This window comes from Streptomyces tubercidicus, assembly GCF_027497495.1.
Classification (GTDB): domain Bacteria; phylum Actinomycetota; class Actinomycetes; order Streptomycetales; family Streptomycetaceae; genus Streptomyces; species Streptomyces tubercidicus.
The window spans coordinates 1966680-1989639 of record NZ_CP114205.1; the positions used below are offsets into that span (position 1 = coordinate 1966680).

The window sequence follows — 22960 nt, forward strand, 5'->3', positions numbered from 1 at the left end:
GGCCGCCGCGATCTCGCCGAGCTCGACCAAGCCTGCGTCCTCGGTGCCACCGCGGCTGAACTCGCCCTGGCCTGCCTGGCCGAATCCATTCACGGTGCACCCCGCCCCGGTCCACCGCCTCCAGCTCTGGCCTACAGGCTCTCTGCCGAAGCGAACATCCCTCCCCTCGTTGCCAGTTCCACCCTTTAGGATTTAGCCGGGGGTACAGCCAGGCTTCCCGAACGCGCCGACAGAGATGCGGCAGGTACGCACGCAACACAAGCACCACAGACGGGGAGCCGCATGCTGGAAGGCCGGTGGACGACGGTCACCGAGTCCGAGTATGAGCACGAGCGCCGCGGTCTCGAGGCGATCCGCAGGCGCCTCCCGAACGAGGAGCCGTGGCGCGCCTGGTCAAACTTCACGTTCACCGCGAACAGCGGGCACGTCCGTGAGAGCGATCTTCTGGTGGTAGCGCCGGCCGGGGTGTTCCTGGTCGAGCTGAAAGACTGGCACGGATCAGTGAGCGGCGGCGGCAACGACTGGGTACAGACCACGCCCGGTGGGACCAACCGTCGGCACAGCAATCCGCTGCACCTGTCGAACCGAAAGGCCAAGGAGCTGTCGGGCCTGATCAACGAGGTTTCCGGCCGCCCCGGGGGCCGACCGAGGATCTGGGTGGGTGAGGCGGTCTGCTTCACCGACGACAAGCTTCGGGTGAATCTTCCGGCCGCCGACATGAATGGCGTATTCACGGTCAAGCGATTAGTGGAGATGCTGGCCGAGCCGCCGGGAGATGCCCGCCACCGGACCACGGCCGAGACGTCCCGCCATGTCGACGCGGCTCTGAAGAAGCTCGGTATTGCGCCCATCCGCCGCCATTACGAGGTGGGTTCCTACCTCCTGGAGGCGAAGGCGTTCGACTCCGGGCCAACCTGGGCAGACTATCTGGGCCGCCACTCCCAACTGCACGATCTGGCGCGGGTACGGGTCTTCCTCAGTGAACGTGGCGCATCCGACGACGAGCGGCGTTCGGTGGAGCGGGCCGCCGCCCGCGAGGCCTCGGTCCTCAGTCGGTTTCGGCATCCCGGCGCGGTGCAGCTGAAAAACTATCTTCCGTCGGGGCATCCGGCCGGGCCCACGATCCTCTTCGACTACCACCCGGAGACGCTGCGCCTGGACGACTACCTGGTCCAGCACGGGGAGCGTCTGGACCTGAAGGGGCGCCTCGCGCTGGTGCGGCAGCTTGCCGAGACGGTGCGTTCCGCGCATTCTCGGCGAGTTCACCACCGCACGCTGTCGGCGCACGCGGTGCATGTGATTCCGCGCGACCGTGGCCCGCGCGAGCGAGAACTCGGCGAAGAAAAGCGCTGGCTGCGGCCGTGGCCGCAGATCGCGGACTGGCAGATAGCCACCGGCCAAAGCGCCAGCGGCGGCCGGCCGCTTACCCTGGCACCGACCCATGTGTCGGGGTTCCATCTCTCGGAGCAGGCTGATCCGTATCTGGCGCCGGAGATAAGGATTCCGAAGGCCGATCCGGTGCGCCTCGATGTGTACGGGCTCGGCGTGCTCACCTATCTGCTAGTCACCGGGCAGGCGCCCGGCGCGAGCCAGAACGAGGTCATGGCGCGCCTGGAGGCCGGCGAGACTCTGCGTCCGAGCGCGCTGGTCGACGGTCTCCATCCTGACGTCGACGATCTGGTGGAGGCATCCACCGCGTACGAACCGGGCCGGCGTCTGTCCACGGTCGACGATTTCCTGGAGATGCTGGAGTACGTCGAGCAGGCGTTCGTCGAGGAGGCCTCGGTCGACGGGGGCGGTTCTGCCGACGCGAGCGGGGATGGTGGTTCGGCCACAAGCACGGGCGAGGAGCGGTCCGGGCCGGAGAAGGATCCGCTGGAGGCGGTGGCCGGGGATGTGCTGGCCAGGCGCTGGGAGGTCGTGCGCCGCCTCGGTACGGGCTCGACCTCCCGGGCGTTCCTGGTACGGGACTTGGAGGGCGAGCCGCGCCGGAGCGGCGCCCTGCCGGTCGCGGTGTTGAAGGTCGCACTGAGTGAGGCCAAGCACGCGGTCCTGGATCGGGAGGCGGAGGTCCTGGGCCGTATCCACCGGGATTCCAGCATCATCGCGCTGTACGAGCGGGAGCCGCTCACACTGGCCGGACGCCGGGTCCTGGTCCTGGAGTACGTGGGCGACAGCCGGGAGTTGAAGGAGCGGGACGGGGGCGCAGGGAAGGGGCCGCGCCGACGTGAAGACACCGTCGCCCGCCAACTGCGGGACAACGGCCGCCTCGGCATGGACCAGTTGGAGGCCTACGGGAAGTACCTGATCGGCGCGGTGGAGCACCTGGAGGCGGAGGGGATCTGGCACCGGGACCTGAAGCCGGACAACATTGCGATACGGGTCCGTCCCAACGGCACCCGGCAGCTGGTGCTGATCGATTTCTCGCTCGCCGGGTATCCGGCGAAGGAGGTCGAGGCGGGTACCGAGGGCTATCTCGACCCGTTCGTGGGGATCATTACGCGCGGCTCGTACGACGGGCATGCCGAGCGGTACGCGCTGGCCGTCACTCTGTATGAGATGGCCTCGAACGAGCTGCCACGCTGGGGCGACGGCTCGGTCACGGCCCGGCAGACGGACGCGAAGGAGTGGCCGTACCCACACCTCGCATCCGACGCCTTCGAACCGGCCGTTCACGACGGCCTGTTGGAGTTCTTCCGTAAGGCGCTGGCCCGGGACGTGAAGGACCGTTTCCCGGACCTGAAGCCGATGGAGCGCGCCTGGCAGCGCATCTTCCTGGACGCACAGCAGACGACGGCGCCGAGCACCGGTCACGGTGAGAAGTCGGGGCGCGGCGCGAAGGGCGGCACAGACGCGGTCGCCCAGTCGGCTGCGGAGCCGCGGATCGGGCGGGAGGACGACGACGTCTCCGCCGAGCAGGTCCGCGACCAGCAGGCCGAGCGTGCCGACCGGAAGACGCCGCTGTCGGTGGCCGGTCTGACGGTCTCAGCGCAGTCGCAGCTGTTTGCGATGGAACTGAACACCGTCGGGGACGTCCTGGAGTACTCGGCGAAGAAGTTCCTGACCGCGCCGGGCATGGGTTCGCGTACCCGGGAGGAGATCCAGCGCCGGCAGAAGGAGTGGAACACACGCCTGGGCAAGGCGGCCCCTACGCCGCTCAGCGCGGAGGCCCGCAAGGCAGCGGGGCAGGAGCTCTCCGACCTGGAACGGACGGTAGCGGAGTCGGTCGCTGCGGCCGGCGCGGACGTCACCGACCCGCAGGTGCTCCGCGGCCTGAGCCTGGATGCGCTCGCCTCCCGCCTGGTGCCGAGGCCGTCTGGTGGTAACGCCCGCTCCAACGCCAAGGAGCGTGAGGTGGTCCGGCTGTTGCTGAGGCTGCCCGACGAGGCGGGCAAGCTGCCCGAGGGCCTGGCGTGGGTCCGGCAGCGGGATGTCGCCGATGCGGTAGGTCTGACCGCGGGCCGTATCCCGCACATCGTGAAGAAAGCGCGCGAGCGCTGGCACGAGGACGCTGCCCTGGAGCTGCTGCGTGAGCAGGTGGTGGAGCTCCTCACCGAGCGCGGCCGGGTGGCCCCGGTGATCGAGCTCGCGGATGCACTGATAGCCCGGCGTGGCACGCAGCACGTGGAGCGGCGCGACCGGCGTGCACTCGCCGTCTCGCTACTGCGTGCGGTGGTGGAACGCGAGAGTTACAACGAAGACAACGAGTCCCCGCCACTCTTCCGCTACTTCCACGCCCGGATACCCAAGGGCACCGATCCGGTGCTCGGCCTGCTCGCTCTGGACGTCCGAGAGGACGTGGACGGCCCGGACACCCCGACGCTGCCCGCCTTGCAGGAGTACGCCCTGAACCTGGGCGCGCGGGCGGACCGGCTCGCGGCGCTTGAGTCCCTGCCGACGGCGAGCACGGTCCTCACCGAGCTGGACACGGTGCGCCGGCCGCCTGGCAGCCTGGGCTGGGACGAACGGCGCACCGCCGAGATCGCAGTCGCAGCCTCCACCCGGGCCGCCCTCACCCCGCGTCTGGAAATCTACCCGCGCGACCTGCACCTGGTGCGCGCGCTGCGGATCACCCAGGCCGGCGTGGTCGCCGTGCAGCCGGGCGTCGAAGAGGAGCGGCAGCCGGGCCTGACGGTGGACGCCCTGCACAAGCGGGTCGCCACCCGCTTCCCCGACCTGGGCACCGATCCTCTCGCACCACGCGAACTGCCCACAGGCAGCGCCCTGGTCCGCGACCTGAAGCAGGCCGGCTTCGAGCTGAAGCTGGCCACCCGCTACGACAAGGTGCTCCGGCTCATCCCGGAACGCCCGGCCGGAGACGCCACCGCCGGTCTGACCTCCGCGAGTTGGGGCGCATCGGCGGCGCGCCGTTCCGCCCCCACCCAGTACGACGCGGACGCGGCCGTCGCCGCCGCCGTCAAGGCCGAGCACCGCCTCGCGCACTCGGCACAGCAGGACGGCTTCCGGGTCCTGACCGTGCCCCAGCGGCGCGCCGAGGCCGCGGTGCGGTGGCTGGCCGGCAAGCCGTACGGGGCGCGGCCGGTGTCGCTGACCGGACTCTTCGTGGCTGAACTGCGCGGCGTGGTCAGCGAGGCGGCCCGCCCGACCTGGGAGACCATCCTCAAGGCGGACGCCGCCGAACCGGGCAGCCGGGCCCACCAGCAGTTGCGCATCCGCACCGACAAGGCGTGGGGGCGCATCGAACCGCGGCTGCGGGAGCGGCTGGCGGAGGAGCCCGGCCCGTTGCTCCTCACCGACACCGCGGTTCTCGCCCGGTACGACGCACTCGACCTGCTCGGGCGGCTCGCGGAGGAGGCACGGCAGGGCGGCAGCCCGCTGTGGCTGCTCGTGGCGCAGTCCGACCCGGCACGGGCACCGCGGCTGGCGGGGCAGAACGTGCCGTACCAGGCGGGGTTCGACGAGTGGGTCGTCGTACCGGATGCCTGGGTAGCGCGTAGACACGTCGCGCCGGACGCCTGACCCGCTCCCCCTCTCACCTCATCTCCTTCCTTCCTCTCCTACTCTCCACAGGAGCCGTTCGTGATCGACCGCAAGAGCCTCCTCACCGATCTGCAAAAGCAGGTCAAGGCGGCAGAGAGCGACCTGGAACAGCAGGTCAAAGCCGTCCCCGAGGTCGGGACGCGGCTGCGCGGCGAGTACGAGCAAGCACGGAAGCTGGGCCGTACGGCGGCGGCGTGGAACGCCTGGCTCGGCGAGCGGATCACGCAGGTCGCGGTGGCCTGGGTACTCGGCACGGTCTTCGTCCGCTTCAGCGAAGACAACCGGCTGATCGCCGAGCCGTACATCACCTCCCCCGACGTGGCCGGCCGGGAGACCGCCCAGGCGCGGTACGAGGAGTACCTGGAGAAGGACGCCGACCCGACGTACCGAGGATGGCTGGAGACCGCGTTCGCCGAGTTAGGCGCCGGGCAGGCCGGGCGGCTGCTCTTCGACCGCGACCACAACCCGCTCTATCAAATCCCGCTCTCGCACGACGGGGCGGGCGCGTTACTCGCGTTCTGGCGGGAACAGCGGGCCGGCGAAGGTCAGGACGACGGGGACGGCCGGAGTGGGGGCGGCGGCCCGATCCTCGCGCACGACTTCACCGACCCGCTGAGCGAGGACGGCACCGAGGGCTGGGACACCCGCTTCCTGGGCGACCTGTACCAGGACCTCAGCGAGGCGGCCCGCAAGACGTACGCGCTGCTGCAGACACCGGAGTTCGTGGAGGAGTTCATCCTCGATCGGACGATGACCCCTGCGGTACGGGAGTTCGGCTTCGAAAAGCTGAAGATGATCGACCCGACCTGCGGCTCCGGACACTTCGTACTCGGCGCGTTCCGGCGCCTGGTGCGCATGTGGGCCGAGAAGCGGCCCGAGGTCGGCCCGTACGAGCGGGTACGTGCGGCGCTCAAGTCGGTACACGGTGTGGATCTCAACCCGTTCGCGGTCGCGGTGGCCCGATTCCGGCTCCTGGTCGCGGCGATGGCCGCGAGCGGCATGCGGACCTTCGAGGAGGCGCGGCGTTACAAGTGGCCGATTCAGCTCGCGGTGGGCGACTCACTCATCAAGGACCGGCAGCTGGAGCTGCAGCTGGGGCTCGGGCTTGAGGAGGAGGAAGGCGGCGCGGCCGGTGATCCGCTCGCCGAATTCTCGTACGCGACGGAGGACGTGAACGGGTACCCCAGGATCCTGGAGCCGGGGCGGTACCACGTGGTGGTGGGCAATCCGCCGTACATCACGGTCAAGGACAAGAAGCTCAACCAGCTGTACCGGAAGCTGTACAACGCCTGCGCCGGCACGTACGCGCTGTCCGTTCCCTTCGCCCAGCGGTTCTTTGAGCTGGCCAAGCAAGGCGGGGCCGACGGAAACGGCTATGGCATGGTCGGCCAAATCACCGCGAACTCCTTTATGAAGCGGGAGTTCGGTACGAAGCTCATCGAAGAGTACTTCGCCCACAAGGTCGAACTCACCGAGGTCATCGACACGTCGGGGGCGTTCATCCCGGGGCACGGGACGCCGACGGTGATCCTCGTGGGACGGTCGAGAGAGGGCTCGAATCGGCAGGCGACAATCCGGACGGTGCGGAGCGTGCAGGGGGAGCCTTCGGCGCCAGAAAAAGCTGAGGAAGGAATCGTGTGGCAAGCGATCGTCGCACAGATCGACAAACCGGGAAGTGCGGGCGAGAATATTTCGGTCGATAACCTTGACCGCGAGCACTACTTTTCGACCCAACCATGGGTCCTCACTGATGGGGGTCGAGAGATTCTCGATTTCCTTTGTGCTCCAAAATCCAAAAAACTTGGCGATCTGACAGAAAGTATTGGACGCACGACAAATAGCGGAGCAGACGATGCCTATCTTGTCGACCCCTCCACCCCTCGAAGACTTCGACTCCGAGGCGAATTTCGAGCATTCGTCACTGGTATCGACGTGCGCGACTACTCAATCGACAGCACACAGGAGATCGCGAACCCCTATCGAGACCAATCAAACAAGGACCCAATTTCCGAGCAGGCGGATCTAGTCCAGAAATTCCTCTGGCCCAACCGCATCGTACTCGCCAACAGGGCCATGTTCGGAAAAATGGTGACCGACCATGCACCTTGGTATGTCCATCTGGAAAACTACTGGAAGAAGCTCTCTACACCATTTTCAATCACCTTCGCCGAAGTGACAACACACAATCATTTTGCACTGGCTAGAGGAGGGAAAGTATTCAAACAAACGGCACCAGTCATCAAGCTACAAAAGGAGGCAACCGAGGAACACTACGTACGACTACTCGGACTACTCAATAGCTCCACGGCAGGGCTTTGGCTCAAGCTGGTAAGTCACGACAAAGGAATTCGCGGAGAAGGTGGAGGCTTCACTAGCGATGACTGGGAGCGCTTCTATCAATTCAATGGAACCAACGTCGGGAAGTTCCCTCTCCCTGCCGGATACCCCACCGCCCTCGCCACCGAGCTCGACTCTCTCGCCCAGCAGCTCGCCGCGACGACCCCCACCTCCCTGGCCGCCAAGTCCATCCCCACTGCCCCCGCCCTCCGCGAAACCCAGTCCCGCTACACCTCCACCCGTGCCCGCATGATCGCCCTCCAGGAAGAGCTGGACTGGCAGGTCTACTCCCTCTACAACCTGCACGCCGAGGACCTACGCCTGCCCGACGTCTCCGCCGTACCCGAACTCGCCTTAGGTGAACGAGCCTTCGAGATCGTGCTCGCGCGGCGGGTCGAGGCGGGGGAAGCAAGCGGCGAGTGGTTCAAGCGCCACGGGTCCACCCCCCTCACGGAGATTCCCACACACTGGCCCGACGCCTACCGCGACCTCGTGCAGAAGCGCATCGACGCCATCGAGTCGAACCGCGCCATCGGCATGGTGGAGCGCCCCGAGTACAAACGCCGCTGGGCCACCGAGGGCTGGGACGCGATGCGGCAGAAGGCGCTGAAGTCCTGGCTGCTCGACCGGGTCGAGGACCGCGCGTACTGGTTCGACGCCAGCGGCAACCCCACCGTCACCACCCTCGCTCGCCTCGCAGAGAGCCTTTCCGCCGACGAGGACTTCACGTCCGTCGCCGAGCTGTACGCACCCCGGCAAGACCTCGCGAAGACCGTACGGGAGCTGCTGTCCGAGGAGCACGTGCCGTTCGTGTCCGCGCTGCGCTACAAGCCGGCCGGGCTGAAGAAGCGCGCCGACTGGGAGCACGTCTGGGACCTCCAGCGCGAGGAGGACGCCGCGCCTGACGAGCCCGCCAAGCGAAGGATCCGTCAGCGGACGCCCGTTCCGCCCAAGTACACCTCCGCCGACTTCCTGAAGCCGAGCTTCTGGCGTGCGCGCGGCAAGCTCGACGTGCCCAAGGAGCGCTTCGTCTCGTACGGCACGGTCAACGCGCAGTCGCCGGAGCTTTACGGATGGGCCGGCTGGGACCACCTGGAGCAGGCCCTGGCGCTCGCCTCGTACGTCCAGCAGGCCGGGCTAGGCGACGACGACCTCGTGCCGTACCTGGCCGGTCTGCTGGAGCTGCAGCCGTGGCTGGAGCAGTGGTACGGCGAGTACGACCCGGAGTTCGGTGCGTCGCCGGCCGCCGAGATCCTGGCGTTCCGGCAGCAGAAGCAGGGCGAACTCGGTTTGACCGAGGACGCGTTGCGGGCGTGGCTCCCTGCCGCCGCCCCCCGCGGCCGCGGCGCGAAAAAGGCTGCCGTACCGAGGCAGCGCACTGGCGCGAAGACCGCCGTTCAGATATCCGGCACGGACACCGTCATCGATGCCGTCACCAGCGACACAGAGTCCGACTGAGCAGGGCGAGGAACCAAGACACCATGGCATTCATGAGCAGGAACACCCCTCGCCCCGAGGACCAGCCGCTGCTGCGGGAGTTGATCGACATCCCGGAGTCGGTGTCCACCTCCGACTTCGTGCTGAAACTGAACGAGGCGGTCATCCCTGAGGGGGCCGAGGCGGCGCTGAGGGACTATGTCGTCACCGACCGGCTGCTCGGCAACTTCGATGAGGCCCTCGACCTGATCAAGTCGGCGCTCGACAGTCACTCTTCGAAGGCGGCCTATCTGCACGGCTCGTTTGGTTCCGGTAAGTCGCACTTCATGGCGGTGCTCTACGCGCTGCTGTCGCGAAACCAGGCCGCCCGGGCGCGCGGCGACCTCGACCCGGTGCGGGCCCGTCACTCCTGGCTGGACGCGGACGACCGCAAGTTCCTGCTGGTGCCGTACCACATGCTGGGCTCAAAGTCCTTGGAGCAGCGTGTGCTCGGCAAGTACGTGGAGCACGTACGGAAGTTGCACCCCGGCTGCCCGCTGCCGCAGGTCTACCGGACCGACGGGCTCTTCGAGGACTTCGCCGAGCAGCGCCGCCGTAACGGCGACGATCGGGTGATCGAGCAGCTCGCCGACGCCGGCGACGGCCAGGAGGACGAGTGGGGCGACTCTTTCGCCTGGACCACCGAACTGCTGGATCAGGCGGTGAACGCGCCGGAGGAGCATGAGAACACCAAGGACCTCGACTTGGAGAACCCCTCCGCGCCGCGGGAACTGCGGGCCCGTCTCGTGCAGGACCTCACCCAGACCCTTTTCCCGTCGTTCTCGCGCAACGCCTCCGAGGACGCCGACGGGTTCGTCTCCCTTGACAAGGGACTCGGCGTCATAGCCGCGCATGCCAAGTCCCTCGGCTACGACGGGCTCATCCTGTTCATGGACGAGCTGATCCTGTGGCTCGCCTCGCGCATCCATGACCAGAAGTTCGTCTCACGCGAAGCCGACAAGATCACGAACTTTGTGGAGGGCGGCGACGAGCGGCGCGCCATCCCGGTGGTGTCGTTCATCGCCCGCCAGCGCGATCTCCGCGAACTGGTCGGCGAGGAGATGTCGGGGGCTGCGGAAGCCGCCGTGCAGGACAGTCTGAAGTTGAGCGGTGGGCGTTTCGACAAGGTCGTCCTGGAGGACCGCAACCTCCCACAGATCGCACAGGCCCGCCTGCTCAAGCCCGCATCCTCCGAGGCCGAGGCGAGGGTGGCGGCGGCGTTCGCGGAGGCGAAGAAGCTCGGTCCGGACGTCTGGGACACGCTGCTCGGCCACGACAAGTCCACCACCGGCGCGGACGAGGACGCTTTCCGGCGGACGTACCCGTTCCCACCGGCGTTCATGGACACCCTGGTGCACATCTCCGCCGCGTTGCAACGCTCCCGCACCGGCCTGAAGCTGATGAGCCAGCTGCTCGTCGACCACCGCGACGACTGGCGGCTCGGACAGCTCGTGCCGCTCGGCGATCTGTACCCGGCAATCGCTGGAGGCGGGGACAAGGCGTTCAGTGGCGAGACCAATGTCCACTTCGAGGCCGCCGACAAGCTGTACCGGGACAAGCTCCGCCCGTACCTGCTGAAGACCAACCAGGTCACCGAGGATCAGGTCGAGGCGTACCGGCGCTGTCCCGATTCCCTCGGCGACCCGCAGCTCGGAGCCCGCTGCCGCGACTTCACCGGCGACAGCCGGCTGGTGCAGACGCTGCTGCTCTCCGCGCTCACGCCCAGCGTGCCCGCCCTCGCCGACCTCACCCTCGCGCGGCTGAACGCCCTCAACCACGGCTCCATCACCACCCGCATCAGGGGCACCGAGGTCGGCCGCCTTGAGCAGAAGGCCAAGGAGTGGGCGGCGACCTTCCCCGAAATCAAGGTCACCGGTACCGGGCCCGGCGCGGTGATCCGCCTGGAACTCACCGGTGTCGACCTGGACGCCGTCCTGGCCAACGCCCAGGTCCACAACAACCAGAACAACCGACGTGCCAAGATGCGCGGCCTGCTCAAGGACGCGCTCGGCGTCAGCGACGGGCCCGGCGGCTTCGACGCGTACGACGTGCTGAACCTGGTGTGGAAGGGCACAGAACGGCAGGTCGAGGTGGTCTTCGGCAGCGTCGCCGAGGTCGACTTGTTGCCCGAGGCGACGCTGCGGCCCAGCCAGGACGACGCTTGGCGGCTCGTCGTCGATTTCCCGTACGACGAGGGCGAGTTCGGGCCGATGGACGACCTGCAGCGGCTGCGCGCCCTGCGGGAGAAGCCGGGCGGTGACTCGCGCACCCTGGCTTGGCTGCCCACCCACCTGACCGATGCCTCCCTCAGCGACTTCGAGCGTCTCGTCGTCATCGACAAGGCCCTCGCCGACGAGACCCGCTTCGACTCCGACTTCGCGCGCAGCCTCAACGCCGACGACAAGGCGCGCGCCAAGGGCATGCTCCAGTCGCAACTCGGCATCCTCACCGAGCGCGTCAGCCAGGCGCTGCGGCAGGCTTATGGGCTCGCACAGAAGCAGGAAGGGGTCGTCGATCTCAGCTTTGACACCCATCTGGTCGCCCAGCAGGACGTCCCCGAGCTGCGGCTTCCGCTCGGCGCACCCCTGGCTGCCGCTTCCCGCGACCTGGCCGGCAAGCTGCTCTCCCACCAGTACCCCGCACACCCCGACCTGGACCCCGACGGAACTGGCAAACCCGTCAAGCCTGCCGACATCAAGACCGTCTTCGAGTGCGTGCGCAAGGCCGCCGAGGACCGCGACGGACAGGTCGAGGTCGATCGCAGGGACCGCGACACCATGGCGCGGATCGCGGGCGGCCTCGGGCTCGGCGCCATGCGGGAGGCGTACTACCGGCAGTCCACCTCATGGCCCGACCACTTCAACAACCAGGCCCGCCGGGACGGCATCGCCGAGCCGACCCTGGTCAAGCTCTCCGACTGGAGCGACCTTCCCGAACCACGCGGACTGCCCGAGCCGTTGCGCCGACTGCTCGCCGCCGCCTACGCGGAGATGGCCGACCGGGTGTGGGTTCGCGGCGGTATGCCCGTCGAGCCCGCACCCGCACCGCACGAGCTGAAGCGGGACTACGCCCTGCGCGAGCAGCAGCTGCCCGGCGAGAGCGACTGGGCGGAAGCGCGCAAGCGGTTCGAGACCGTGCTCGGAGACCGGGCGCCGCAACTGCGGCGCGGGCGGATCGTCAACCAGTTCGCCGGGCAGATCAAGCAGGCCGCCACCGAACTCTCCCAAGACGCAGGGCGGCTCGTCGCGGAGCTGGAGAAGCACCGCGAATTCCTCCAGCTGAACGACGACTCTCCCCGGCTCGTCCTCGCCCGGCGGGCGCAGGAGCTGGTCAAGGAGGTGACGGAAGCGGGCATCGAGGCCAAGACCGTCGTGGACCGGCTCGCCCGCTTCGACCTCGGTGACTTCACCGCACACCGGTACGGCATGTCGTTGAAGAGCGCCGGGAAGGTCGCCACCGCGCTGCAGAACACCAGCTGGGACCAGCTGGGCCTGGCCGACACCCTCGGCGTGGACGGCGCCGGCGTCCTGGAGCGGGTGCGGGATGCCGCAGCCGGCGACCCGGGTGACTACCCCGACCTGCCCGGAGTGCTGAATGCCGGAGGCCGGGAGGTGCTGTCCCTGCTGAGGTCCCGGCAGACCACGGCCGAGCGTCCCCAGCCGCCCGCCACCCCGCCGCCGAGCTCCGACAGCGTGGACCTGAACGGCGGCTCCGCCCACCCGCAGGTCTTGCCGGAGCCGGTGGAGCAGCCGGGGCCTCGCACACCGTCGCGGTCGGTGGCCCGCTCCGGCGGCGGGCGGACCACCGCCGCGCGGGCCGCCGCCGAACTGCAGGCGGAGATCGCGGCGCTCGCGGCCGAGCACCCGAACGCCGCCGTCGAGGTCGTCTGGAAGGTCGTCGACTGATGTCCGACACGGTCACCGCAGCCCCCGCGACCGTCGGTCCCGCCCGGCTGACCGCAGGAACCGTCCGCCAGTACGTCGCCGCCCGCAGCCGGCTCGGCGACGGCGCGGTCCGCGTACTGCTGTTGCGGGCCGCACCCGCCTGGGACGGACCCGCCGTGCAGCGGACGGCGGGCGGACTGCAGGTACGGGTGGCCGTCGCGCCCTCAGTGCTCGCCGTGCACGAGCAGATCCTGAGCCATCTCGACGCGGCAACTCCGCCCGACCCCAAGGTCCTGGTCGTCCTCACCGACCGCGAGGACACCGACCTCGACCCTGGGCTGCTCGCCCGCGCCTACGGCGGAAGGATCCGGTCCGTCGACAACTGGGAGGTCGTGCAGGAGGCGTTCGATGCACGCGGTCTCGACGGACGGCTGCGCGGCGAAACCTGGGCGGCCGAAGCGCTTCTCGACGCAGCGGCCACCCGCGGCTGGCCCTCTCTCGGCAAGGGATTGCTCTCCCACGACGAGGCCCTCACCCGGCTGGCCAGGCGCCGGCTCAGGCTCGGCCGTCACGACACGGACGCGCTGGGCGGGCCGGCCGCACACGACGACGGAGACCGCATCGACCCCGTCGCACTGTTCCGGTGGACCCTCACCCCCGGCGGCCCCGACCTCCTGCGCGACCTGCGCGGACCGGAACGCGTCGGCCTGGCCCGCTTCCTCGCCAGACCCGAACAGGGCGGCTCCACCGGCAAGATCGTGACCGCCCTGGTGGAAGCCGAGCACGGGGCGGACGCAGCCGCCTATGCGGTCGTCTGCGCCGCCCTGTGGGGGCACGCGGAGGCCGACCACGACCTGTACCGGGCACGCGGGCGCGCGGAACGGTGGCTCGGCGACCAGCCGCCTGCCCAGGGCGACGACCTCGACAGACTCCTGGCCTCCTTCGGACACAGCGGCGAGGCATACGTCCGCGGCCTCGTCGACCGGAGCGAGCACCGGCTCGCCGACCCGGTCCTGAGCAGGGCCGCGCAGCTCGTCGCCCAGTTCGGGGCACAGTCCGCCGCCGCTGCCAGCCCGCTGCTCGCGGCCGGACTCGACGCCCGCTTCACCGCCGCGGGCCGCGCCCTCGCTGACGGTACCGAGACGGTCACGGCAGCCGTCACCGCGCTGGCCGAGCACGCCCTGGCCACCGACGACGCCACCCGGGCCCGTATCGAGCGGGTACGCATGGCGGCGCGGCTCGGGCGGTGGCTCGCCGGCCGGCCGGAAGCCGACATCGCCTCGGTGGCCGACGGTACTGCCCGTCAGGTCCGCGAACTCGGCTGGGTGGACCGGGCCTTGGAACACCTGGAAGCGGGCGGCGACGCGGACGACGTGCTCGCCGACGCGTACAGCCGGATCGGCGCGCAGGTGCGGGCCAAGCGCCGTGAGCTGGACCGCGCGTTCTCCGATCGGCTCGCGGTGTGGACCGCGGACGCCACCACCCCCGGCGTCATGCTCACCGTGGAAAGCTTCCTGGAACGGGTCGTCGCGCCCGTCGTGGCCTGCCCCGACCGCCGCGTCCTGCTCCTCCTCGTCGACGGGATGAGCGCGGCGATCGCATCCGAACTGGGTGAGGAACTGCACGGCCACTGGTCCGAGTTCGATCCGCAGCCGGACGCGGCCGGAGCACCGGTCCGGCGTGCCATGGCCGCCGCCCTGCCCACCCTTACCACCGTTTCGCGCACCTCCCTGTTCGCAGGCACCTTGATGAAGGGCGACCAGAGCGACGAGAAACGGCTCTTCCCCCAGCACCCCTGCTGGAACGGGGCCCCGGCGGCCGTCTTCCACAAGGACGACCTGCGCGGCCCCGACACCGGCTCGCCCTTCTCCACCGCTCTCTCCGAGGCTCTCGCCGACGAGCGCACCCATGTCGCGGTCGTCCTCAACACCGTCGACGACCGCCTCGACAAGGAGCAGAAGCTCAGCGACGGCACATGGCAGACCAAGGAGATCGGCGGCCTTGAACCACTGCTGCGGGTCGCCCGCGCGAACGACATGACCGTGCTCCTCACCTCCGACCACGGCCATGTGGTCGAGCGACGCGGCAACAAGCTCGATGTGTCCGGCGGCACCGTCGGCTCGTCCCGTCACCGCACCCCCGGCGGACCCGTCGCACCGGCCGAAATCGAACTGTCCGGACCACGGGTGGTCTGGCCGGAACCTGGATCACAGATCGTCGCGCTGCGGGACCACGACACCCGGTACACCACGCTGAGGGCCGGCTACCACGGCGGGGCGACTCTCGCCGAGTTCACCATCCCGCTGCTCGCCCTGCTGCCCTTCGGCGCTCAGCCGCCCACGGGTTGGCGGGAGTTGGGCGACCCGGCACCCTCATGGTGGGCGGAGGACGCCGAGGACGGTGCCGGGGCTAAGGCCGGAGCAGACGCCGACGCGACGCCCGAAACCATCCCAGCACGCCCGGGCCGCAAGCAGGCCAAGAAGGCCACCCCGCCCGTAACCGAGGGAGCCATCAGTCTCTTCGGCGAGGACGAGGTGGCGCCCCCTGCACCTCAGGAAGTCGCCAACCCTGCGGTGGAGCCTGGGGCCGTACCCGCCTCCGGCAGGCCGGAAGACGCTGCCACCACGCTGGTGGAACGCCTCATGGCCACCGAGCTGTACCAGGCGCAGCTGGACCTGCTCGCCCGTAAGCCGCAGGGCAAGGCCGTCCCGAAGGCCCTGGCCGCGCTCGTCGAGGCCGGCACCCTGCCGATGACCGCCCTCGCCGAACGCGCCGGCCAGCCCGCCACTCGCGCCCCCGGCTTCGCCGCGACCCTGGCTCAGCTCCTCAACTACGACGGCGCCCAGATCCTGGAGATCCTTCCCGACAACCGCACCCTGCGCCTGCACCGGGCCCAGCTGATCGAGCAGTTCGGGCTGTGAACCGGAGCTCTGCGGCTGCGACGGGCGGGGCGGTTTGCCGGACCGCCCGGTCCGCGCGCTGGCCTCCCAGTCTCCCAATGGGTGTCCGGCCGGATGGGAGACTGTTCGGGTGAACGCGTTTGGATCTTCAGCATCCGGGACCGTCTCCTCGGTCGGTGTCGTGCGACGGCGCGCCGTGGTGGACGCGCTGCGGCGCGGCGCAGTCCCCGAGAGCGGCCTCGACCTGCTCGCCACCGGACTCGGCCGCTTCGAGCGGGCAGTTGACGAAGAACTGGACACCGTCGCCGCCGGCGGATCGGTGTTCAAGGCCGTGCGCGGTGAGTACGGCTCCGGAAAGACCTTCTTCACCCGCTGGCTCGGCGAGCGCGCCAAACGGCGCACCTTCGCCGTGGCCGAGGTGCAGGTGTCGGAGACCGAGACCCCACTACACAAGCTGGAGACTGTCTACCGGCGACTCACCGAACGTCTGGCCACTGCGAGTTTCCCTCCCAGTGCCCTGCGGCCAGTCGCCGACGCCTGGTTCTACGCGCTGGAGGAGGACGCACTCGCCGACGGCGCGGGCGAGGGCGAGCTGCCGGAGGCCGTGGATCGACTGCTCACCGCCCGCCTTGCCGAGGTGTCTCGGCACGCCCCCGCTTTCGCCACCGCCCTGCGCGGATACAAGCAGTCCCTGGACACCGGAGACGAAGCCACCGCCGCTGCGGTGATGTCATGGCTCGGCGGCCAGCCGCACGTCGCCGCAGCCGCCCGACGCAGCGCAGGTGTCCGTGGCGACCTCGACCACTTCGGTGCCTTCGGCTTCCTTCAGGGCCTGCTCACCGTGCTCCGGGACTCCGGGCACGCCGGACTCGTCCTCGTCCTGGACGAAGTGGAGACCTTGCAACGGGTCCGCTCCGACGCCCGCGACAAGGCACTCAACGCGCTGCGGCAGCTCATCGACGAGGTCCACTCCGGCCGCTTCCCCGGTCTGTACCTCGTCATCACCGGCACGCCCGCCTTCTACGACGGACAGCAGGGCGTACAGCGACTCGCACCGCTCGCCCAGCGCCTCGCCACCGACTTCAGCACCGACCCTCGCTTCGACAATCCCCGGGCCGTCCAGATCCGGCTGCCCGGATTCACCGAGGAATCCCTCACCAGCCTCGGCGCCACCATCCGCGACCTGTACGCCGAAGGCTCCCAGTCCCCCGACCGGATCAAGCAGGTCACCGATGACGCCTACCTCATCGACCTGGCACGGGCCGTGGGCGGGGCCCTCGGCGGAAAGGTCGGAGTAGCACCCCGGCTGTACCTGAAGAAGCTGGTCGGAGACGTACTCGACCGGGTCGACCAGTTCCCCGACTTCGACCCGCGCACGCATTACAAGCTGACCGTGGGTAGCGGTGACCTCACAGCCACCGAACGGAACTTCGCCGCGCCCTCGCCGGCCGCCTCAGCGGACGACCTCGACCTCGACCTCTGAAGACCCATTTCCCGAATTCCCGAACTCTGACGATCAATGCAGGAGTCTCAGACGTGCAGGCGCAGCCGCGGGGCACCGATCCGGTGGACCGCCTCGACCCGGTAGTCCTGCACCACATCGTCAACACGCTCGGGTGGCCCGATCTGCGCCCCCTGCAGAAGGCCGCCGTGCATCCGCTGATGGACGGCGAGGACGCGATCCTTCTCGCGCCGACGGCAGGCGGGAAGACGGAGGCCGCCACCTTCCCGCTGTTGTCCGCAATGCGACAGAAGCACTGGAACGGCACCTCCGTCCTCTACCTGGCCCCGCTCAAGGCGCTTCTGAACAACCTGGTGCACCGGGTCGACAGCTACGCCCAGTGGCTGGGACGCCGAGCCGTCCTCTGGCATGGCGACACCCCCGAGTCCGTACGCCGCCGCATCCGCACCGAGTCCCCCGACTTCCTGCTCACCACGCCCGAGTCCCTCGAAGCGATGCTTATCAGCGTCAAGACCGACCACACGCACATGCTGGGCCGGGTGCGTGCCGTCGTCGTCGACGAGGTGCACGCCTTCGCCGGGGACGACCGCGGCTGGCACCTGCTCGCCGTACTCGAACGCCTGGAGCGGCTGGCCGGCCACCGCATCCAGCGCATCGGGCTCTCCGCCACCGTCGGCAACCCCGACACCCTGCTTACCTGGCTCCAGGGTGCAAGCCCCGCCGACCGCCCCGGCCGGGTCGTCGCCCCCGGCCTCACCCTGCCCGCCACTACAGATGCCACCAGCGCCACCGAACTCCCGCGCCCCACAGGCGAAGTGGAGCTCGACTACGTCGGTTCGCTCGCCAACGCCGCCAAAGTGATCTCCGCCCTGCACTGGGGCGAAAAGCGGCTCGTCTTCTGCGACTCCCGCAAGCAGGTGGAAGAACTCGGTGCGGCCCTGCGCGCCCGCGACGTCACCGTGTTCCTCTCCCACGCCTCGCTCTCCACCGATGAACGCGCCCGATCCGAGCAAGCCTTCGCCGAAGCCCGCGACTGCGTCATCGTCTCCACCTCCACTCTCGAACTCGGCATCGACGTGGGCGACCTCGACCGCGTCATCCAGATCGACTCACCCAGCACCGTGGCCTCCTTCCTGCAGCGCATCGGCCGGACCGGACGCCGCACCGGCACCTCCCGTAACTGCCTGTTCCTCACCACTCGGTTCGACACTCTGCTCCAAGCCGCCGGCCTGCTCACCCTGTGGGCCCGCGGCTGGGTGGAACCCTTCACCCCGCCACCCTCACCCCGCCACCTCGTGGCACAGCAACTCCTCGCCCTCACCCTGCAGGAACACCGCATCGGCGACCGGCTGTGGCCCGAGCAGTGGAACGGCCTCACGCCCTTCGACCGGTCTGCCGCGCCCCTCCTGTCCCACTTGGTCGCCGGCGGCTTCCTCGACAGCGACGGTGGCATGTTGTTCATCGGCCCCGAAGCCGAGAAACGCTTCGGCCGCCGGCACTTCATGGAGCTGACCGCCTCCTTCACCGCGCCCCCGGAATTCACCGTGCTCGCTGGACGTACCGAGATCGGCACCACCGACCCCGCCGTCCTCACCGAGGAACGCCAGGGCCCGCGTCGCCTGCTCCTGGCCGGACGCAGCTGGCAGGTCACGTTCATCGACTGGGCCCGACGTCGCGCCTTCGTCGAACCCGTCGAGGACGGTGGCATCGCCAAATGGCAGGGTAGCGAAGCCCGCGGCCTGTCGTACGCCCTCACCCGCGCCATGCGCGACGTTCTCCTCGGCACCGACCCCGTCGTCCGCCTCACTCGCCGTGCCATCGCGGCCCTCACCGAACTCCGTATGGACCGCGCACCCCACGAAGTGCACCCTGCGGGTGCCCTGTTGATCCGCGACGCGGACGCCGCCCGCTGGTGGACCTGGGCCGGATACCGCGCCAACGCCACACTCGCCGCTTCCCTGGGCAACCTCGCCGACCCTGTGCAGCGCCCTACCGACACCCACGTCCGACTTCGTCAGGACCTCGCCCCCGCGGACTGGAAAGCCGCCCGCGCCGAACTCCCTGACTCCCTCACCCTGCCCAGCGTCGACCCGCGCGCCGTCCGTGGCCTGAAGTTCTCGGTGGCCCTCCCTCCCCGCATCGCCACTACCACCCTTGCCGAACGCCTCGCTGACCTCGACGGCGCCCTGGCAGCGGCCCGCGAGCCCGTGCGGGTGGAATGGAACGCCTGAACAACCAAACACGCCGCCCGTCGGCCCTCGGTGGCAACCCGAGGAATCCGCGGCACAGTGCGCGGTCCGCGAGTGCCTGGAGGTCTCCCGTCATTTCTCCCTTCCCCCTCCCCCACACCTCAGGCGCATGACAAAGTCCCGGATGACGACGTTTGCCTGCGCCCGTTCGGACAGGACTTCCAGCAGATCGGGGCGGAGCACCACGGCACAGCCGGTTGTCCGCGGCCAGGCGAGGTGGTCGGAGCTCCTCTTGTACTCGGTGCGCCAGCATATGAGCCGGAGGGCCGGCCAGCGGTCGTCCTCCGGGGTCAAGGGGACCCGGGCCACAGACGCAGCACGCCACGGAGCCTCCAGCCCGGTACCAGCGTGAGGTCGGGAAATTCCAGACCATGAGCGGAGTCCCCAGCCGCGGCCATGTCGCGGTCGACACCGAGCAGTGGGAAACTGAACTGCGAAAATGCCGAAGGGAGCCGCCCCGGCCCCTCCGCCCATCCCGCGAGGTCACCATCCGAGAACGGAGGGACGTCCAGGTTCCCTTGGCCCCCGCCCATCACCTCCGGGCCCGAGAACCTCAGACTCACCGAGTCGGTCGTCCGACCCACAGAGCTGAGCCCCGGTTCTGCGCTTGCTGCCGAGCCTGCGGCGGGCATCAGCCAGAACCACCTGTACCAGCCCCGGCTGCGGTTGCTCGGCTTCGTACAGTCGTATCCTGGCCAGTTCTGCTACTAGCCCTTCCAGCATCTGCTCCTCCCCGGCCGCCTTCCCGCCCGGACGTCATCCACAGGTTGCCTGGGGGCGTCAACACGTGCGGATCCGAAGGCGCCATGAGGACGCTCCCCTCATCGACGAGCAGTCGGCGGGCAAGGGCCCGGACGGTGAGCAGCGGTCCTTGAGCCAGCGTGGCGAGAGCGTGCTGGCAGTCCACGACGGGCAGGCCGGCTGGCCCCTACTCCTCAAGGAGACACTGCAACCAGGTCAGGGTCGCCCGATCGGTCGTCTGCTCCAGCGCCAAGGCCACGGCGGGTGCCGCTGCCTCCGGGCGCAGTGAGACGAAAGCCCTGGGCGGCGATCACCGACCGTCGCTTGGCCTCGCGTCCCGCATGGGCCACTCCCGCCAGTGCCGCAGTCGCGAAGGCGCGGTCCAGATCTCGTCACCGTTGGAGGAGTCGTAGCGCACCTGCCGCTCGTCTGCCCGGCTCAGTGCGCAGCGGAGCAGTTGCGATACGTCGTCCGGCATCAAAGGACCGGACGTCTGAGCCGACTGCCACTCGCCCTTGTTCTGCTTACCAATCCAGCTAGTACACGCGCCCTTGCCTGCATTCGCCTTCTTCACAGCAGGCTTAAAGAGCTGTTGGCAGCCGGAGGCAGACACAGAAGTGGTTATGCGCGCCACGCCGCTCCCGGTAGGGCACCACGGGCCCGCTGGCCTCCAGGACCACGACTGATGCCAGTTCCGAACAGCTTTCACCGCGCCCTACTCGGTACCGCACCCAGGCTGCACCACAGTGGCCACCCCCATCGCACCGCAGCGCGCCCCGACCGTCATGCGACCGCCGTCGCTCACCTGTCCAGATCGCTCCCCCGAACCATCAAGACACTGCTGGGTACTTCGCGAATGGGTCGCCGAGGCCGTTTGGCTCACCGTTGCCCCGCTGATCGCAGCCGCGGTCATCTCCGCCTGGTGGGCTAACCCCCTTGCTCCACTCTTGCCTTCGCATGTTTCCTGCTGCACTGCCCCGTCCTCACCGCCCGACTCATCCAGCTGGCCCCGGCACTCCACACCGCGGTCCTTCGACAGCCAGCCGCATCGCCGAGGCTCCACACCTCACCCGCGGCCACCGCGCCGCGCTGATCGCCACCAGCTGCGCCCAACCATTCATCCGCCTCGCCGACCCCTGACGGATGGTCCTCCGTCACATCGCACGACACCCGACCACCTTCAGCAAGAGTGAACGCTGAGGCACCACCCAATCCCCACGACGAGGTTGGACCAACACCATGGCCGAGCCCACCACCCCCGAGATCCGGACCTCCGCCAAAGCCGTCATCCTCCACGACAGCCACGTCCTCCTCATGCGCGCCAACTGGGATGACCAGGCGTGCTTTTCCTCCTCGGAGGCGGCGAACATCCCGGAGAGCCTCGACTACGCCGTCCACCCCGAAGTCCACGAGGAAACCGGCCTGACCGTCACTTTCGACGGCATGCTGTGGCTCCGCAAATGCATCGGCGCCAACCACGACCACCCGGTGAGCGAAGCGAAGACCCACCGCATCGAAGCGATCTTCCTGTGCATCCCCATCAGCGACCCCCCACCGACTCGGCGGCCACGCCCAGGATGAAGTGCAGACCGGCCTGGAATGGGTGCCGCTGGGCAAAGTCCCTACTCTCAACCTGCTGCCGGAGGCCATCCGACAGCCCATCGCCTCCCTCTCCGAGTCGCCTGAGGCTCCCAACAGCTAACTCGGCGACGTTGGATGACAGCGTCATGAACGGCATAGACGGACGCGTCCCGCCCGATGCCCGCGAGATCACCGCCGGCCAGGCCAACCGCGTCTGGTCAGTGGACGGACCGACGAGGCCGTACATCCTCAAGCACTACGGCGACCCAGCCCGCGCCGGAAATGAAGCCGCAGTCCTCCGCCTCCTGGCCATGCACCACGCCCCAGGTCCTCAACTGCTCTCCGCGTCCCGGGGCTGTACCCCTCCGTGGACCGCGCAGGCTACGGTCCACGCGGGGCCTGTGCCTGTCGATCGTTTCCTGGAAGAACTTGCCGAACCACTGACCGCCGTCCACAGCGTCCCGGGCACCCACGTCGGCCGCTCGTCGGCGCCCGACAACACCACAGCCGGGCTGACTACCTCCACGACCGTCTGCGCATGTACGTGAGGGCCGCCCCAGACCTGCGCGCCACGGCCAGACTCCTCCACCAACAAGTCGAGGCTACGGAGAACGCCATCCAGCCCGTGCTGCTGCACCACGACCTACAGCCGGGGCACCTCGGCCGCCTCGCCGTACGCCTCGACGACCCACGCCCGTACTCGACATCGCCAGCGAGTCACACCCCACGGCCGAGGCCAGGCTCCATCTGTACTGGCACAGGCCAAGGCGCAGGAGAGGGTGCGAAAGGCCGCTGAGGCCGAAGCCAAGCGGAAGGCTCGCGAGGAGAAGCTTGGCGTACGAAGCTGCCCGCGCTCAAGAAGCGGTCGACCGAACCAGCGTGGTCAAGCACGACGTTGAGCAGCTCCTCACTGATACGCACCGCCATTCTCGACAGCCGGACTCTGGCATTCGACAGCTTTCGGCAGGAATTCACACCGACCGTGTTCACGCCCAAAGCGGGGCTTTCCCATGAGACGTCGCCCCCTCGGTGGGAGGGGTATGAGCCGACACCTCCACGCGGACTATCCGGCCCGTCCCTCCGACGGCCTCGACGCATGAACCCGTAGAGCCGGCGCAGGCAACCGGCACATGGAAGGGGGCGAACGGACCCGGAACGCAGAAAAGCCCCGCACCATACGGTGCGGGGCTTTCCCACAATGATTGTTCGGCGGCGTCCTACTCTCCCACAGGGTCCCCCCTGCAGTACCATCGGCGCTGAAAGGCTTAGCTTCCGGGTTCGGAATGTAACCGGGCGTTTCCCTAACGCAATGACCACCGAAACACTATG

At 68.9% G+C, this 22960-nt stretch carries 8 protein-coding genes and 1 rRNA gene; 8 read left to right on the plus strand and 1 reads right to left on the minus strand.

Annotation, left to right across the window (positions count from 1 at the left end; all coding sequences use genetic code 11):
• Positions 1 to 282 precede the first annotated feature (282 nt).
• From pglW to STRTU_RS36155, 8 genes are all read left to right on the plus strand, one after another.
• A complete protein-coding gene (gene pglW / locus STRTU_RS08410) occupies positions 283 to 4980 on the plus strand; it encodes a BREX system serine/threonine kinase PglW (protein ID WP_159742971.1) in 4698 nt (1565 codons plus the stop codon).
• A gap of 60 nt (positions 4981 to 5040) precedes the next feature.
• A complete protein-coding gene (gene pglX, locus STRTU_RS08415) occupies positions 5041 to 8796 on the plus strand; it encodes a BREX-2 system adenine-specific DNA-methyltransferase PglX (RefSeq protein ID WP_159742972.1) in 3756 nt (1251 codons plus the stop codon).
• A 23-nt stretch (positions 8797 to 8819) separates the two neighbouring features.
• The gene (gene pglY, locus STRTU_RS08420; protein WP_159742973.1) at positions 8820 to 12719 is read left to right on the plus strand and encodes a BREX-2 system ATPase PglY; all 3900 of its coding nucleotides are present in this window, start codon (positions 8820 to 8822) and stop codon (positions 12717 to 12719) included.
• On the plus strand, positions 12719 to 15619 hold the full coding sequence (pglZ, locus tag STRTU_RS08425; protein ID WP_159742974.1) for a BREX-2 system phosphatase PglZ: 2901 nt from the start codon (positions 12719 to 12721) through the stop codon (positions 15617 to 15619). Before pglY ends, pglZ begins: the two co-directional genes overlap by 1 nt.
• A 109-nt stretch (positions 15620 to 15728) precedes the next feature.
• Positions 15729 to 17081: a BREX system ATP-binding protein BrxD gene (gene brxD / locus STRTU_RS08430; protein ID WP_174878830.1), complete on the plus strand. Its 1353-nt coding sequence runs from the start codon at positions 15729 to 15731 to the stop codon at positions 17079 to 17081.
• A gap of 53 nt (positions 17082 to 17134) precedes the next feature.
• Positions 17135 to 19291, plus strand: a complete 2157-nt coding sequence (locus tag STRTU_RS08435) for a DEAD/DEAH box helicase (RefSeq protein WP_159742975.1) — start codon at positions 17135 to 17137, stop codon at positions 19289 to 19291.
• A 1998-nt stretch (positions 19292 to 21289) separates the two neighbouring features.
• Positions 21290 to 21631: an NUDIX hydrolase gene (locus STRTU_RS08440; RefSeq protein WP_159742976.1), complete on the plus strand. Its 342-nt coding sequence runs from the start codon at positions 21290 to 21292 to the stop codon at positions 21629 to 21631.
• A gap of 146 nt (positions 21632 to 21777) precedes the next feature.
• On the plus strand, positions 21778 to 22179 hold the full coding sequence (locus STRTU_RS36155) for a phosphotransferase (RefSeq protein WP_159742977.1): 402 nt from the start codon (positions 21778 to 21780) through the stop codon (positions 22177 to 22179).
• A 656-nt stretch (positions 22180 to 22835) separates the two neighbouring features.
• Here STRTU_RS36155 and rrf read toward each other — a convergent pair.
• Positions 22836 to 22952 (minus strand): 5S ribosomal RNA (gene rrf, locus STRTU_RS08445).
• Between the last annotated feature and the right edge of the window lie 8 nt (positions 22953 to 22960).

Bases quoted from the DNA above. Each gene is read 5' to 3' on its own strand.
- pglW (WP_159742971.1), top strand. From the start codon at position 283: ATGCTGGAAGGCCGGTGGACGACGGTCACCGAGTCCGAGTATGAGCAC.
- pglZ (WP_159742974.1), top strand. From the start codon at position 12,719: ATGTCCGACACGGTCACCGCAGCCCCCGCGACCGTCGGTCCCGCCCGG.
- pglY (WP_159742973.1), top strand. From the start codon at position 8,820: ATGGCATTCATGAGCAGGAACACCCCTCGCCCCGAGGACCAGCCGCTG.
- STRTU_RS36155 (WP_159742977.1), top strand. From the start codon at position 21,778: ATGAACGGCATAGACGGACGCGTCCCGCCCGATGCCCGCGAGATCACC.
- STRTU_RS08440 (WP_159742976.1), top strand. From the start codon at position 21,290: ATGGCCGAGCCCACCACCCCCGAGATCCGGACCTCCGCCAAAGCCGTC.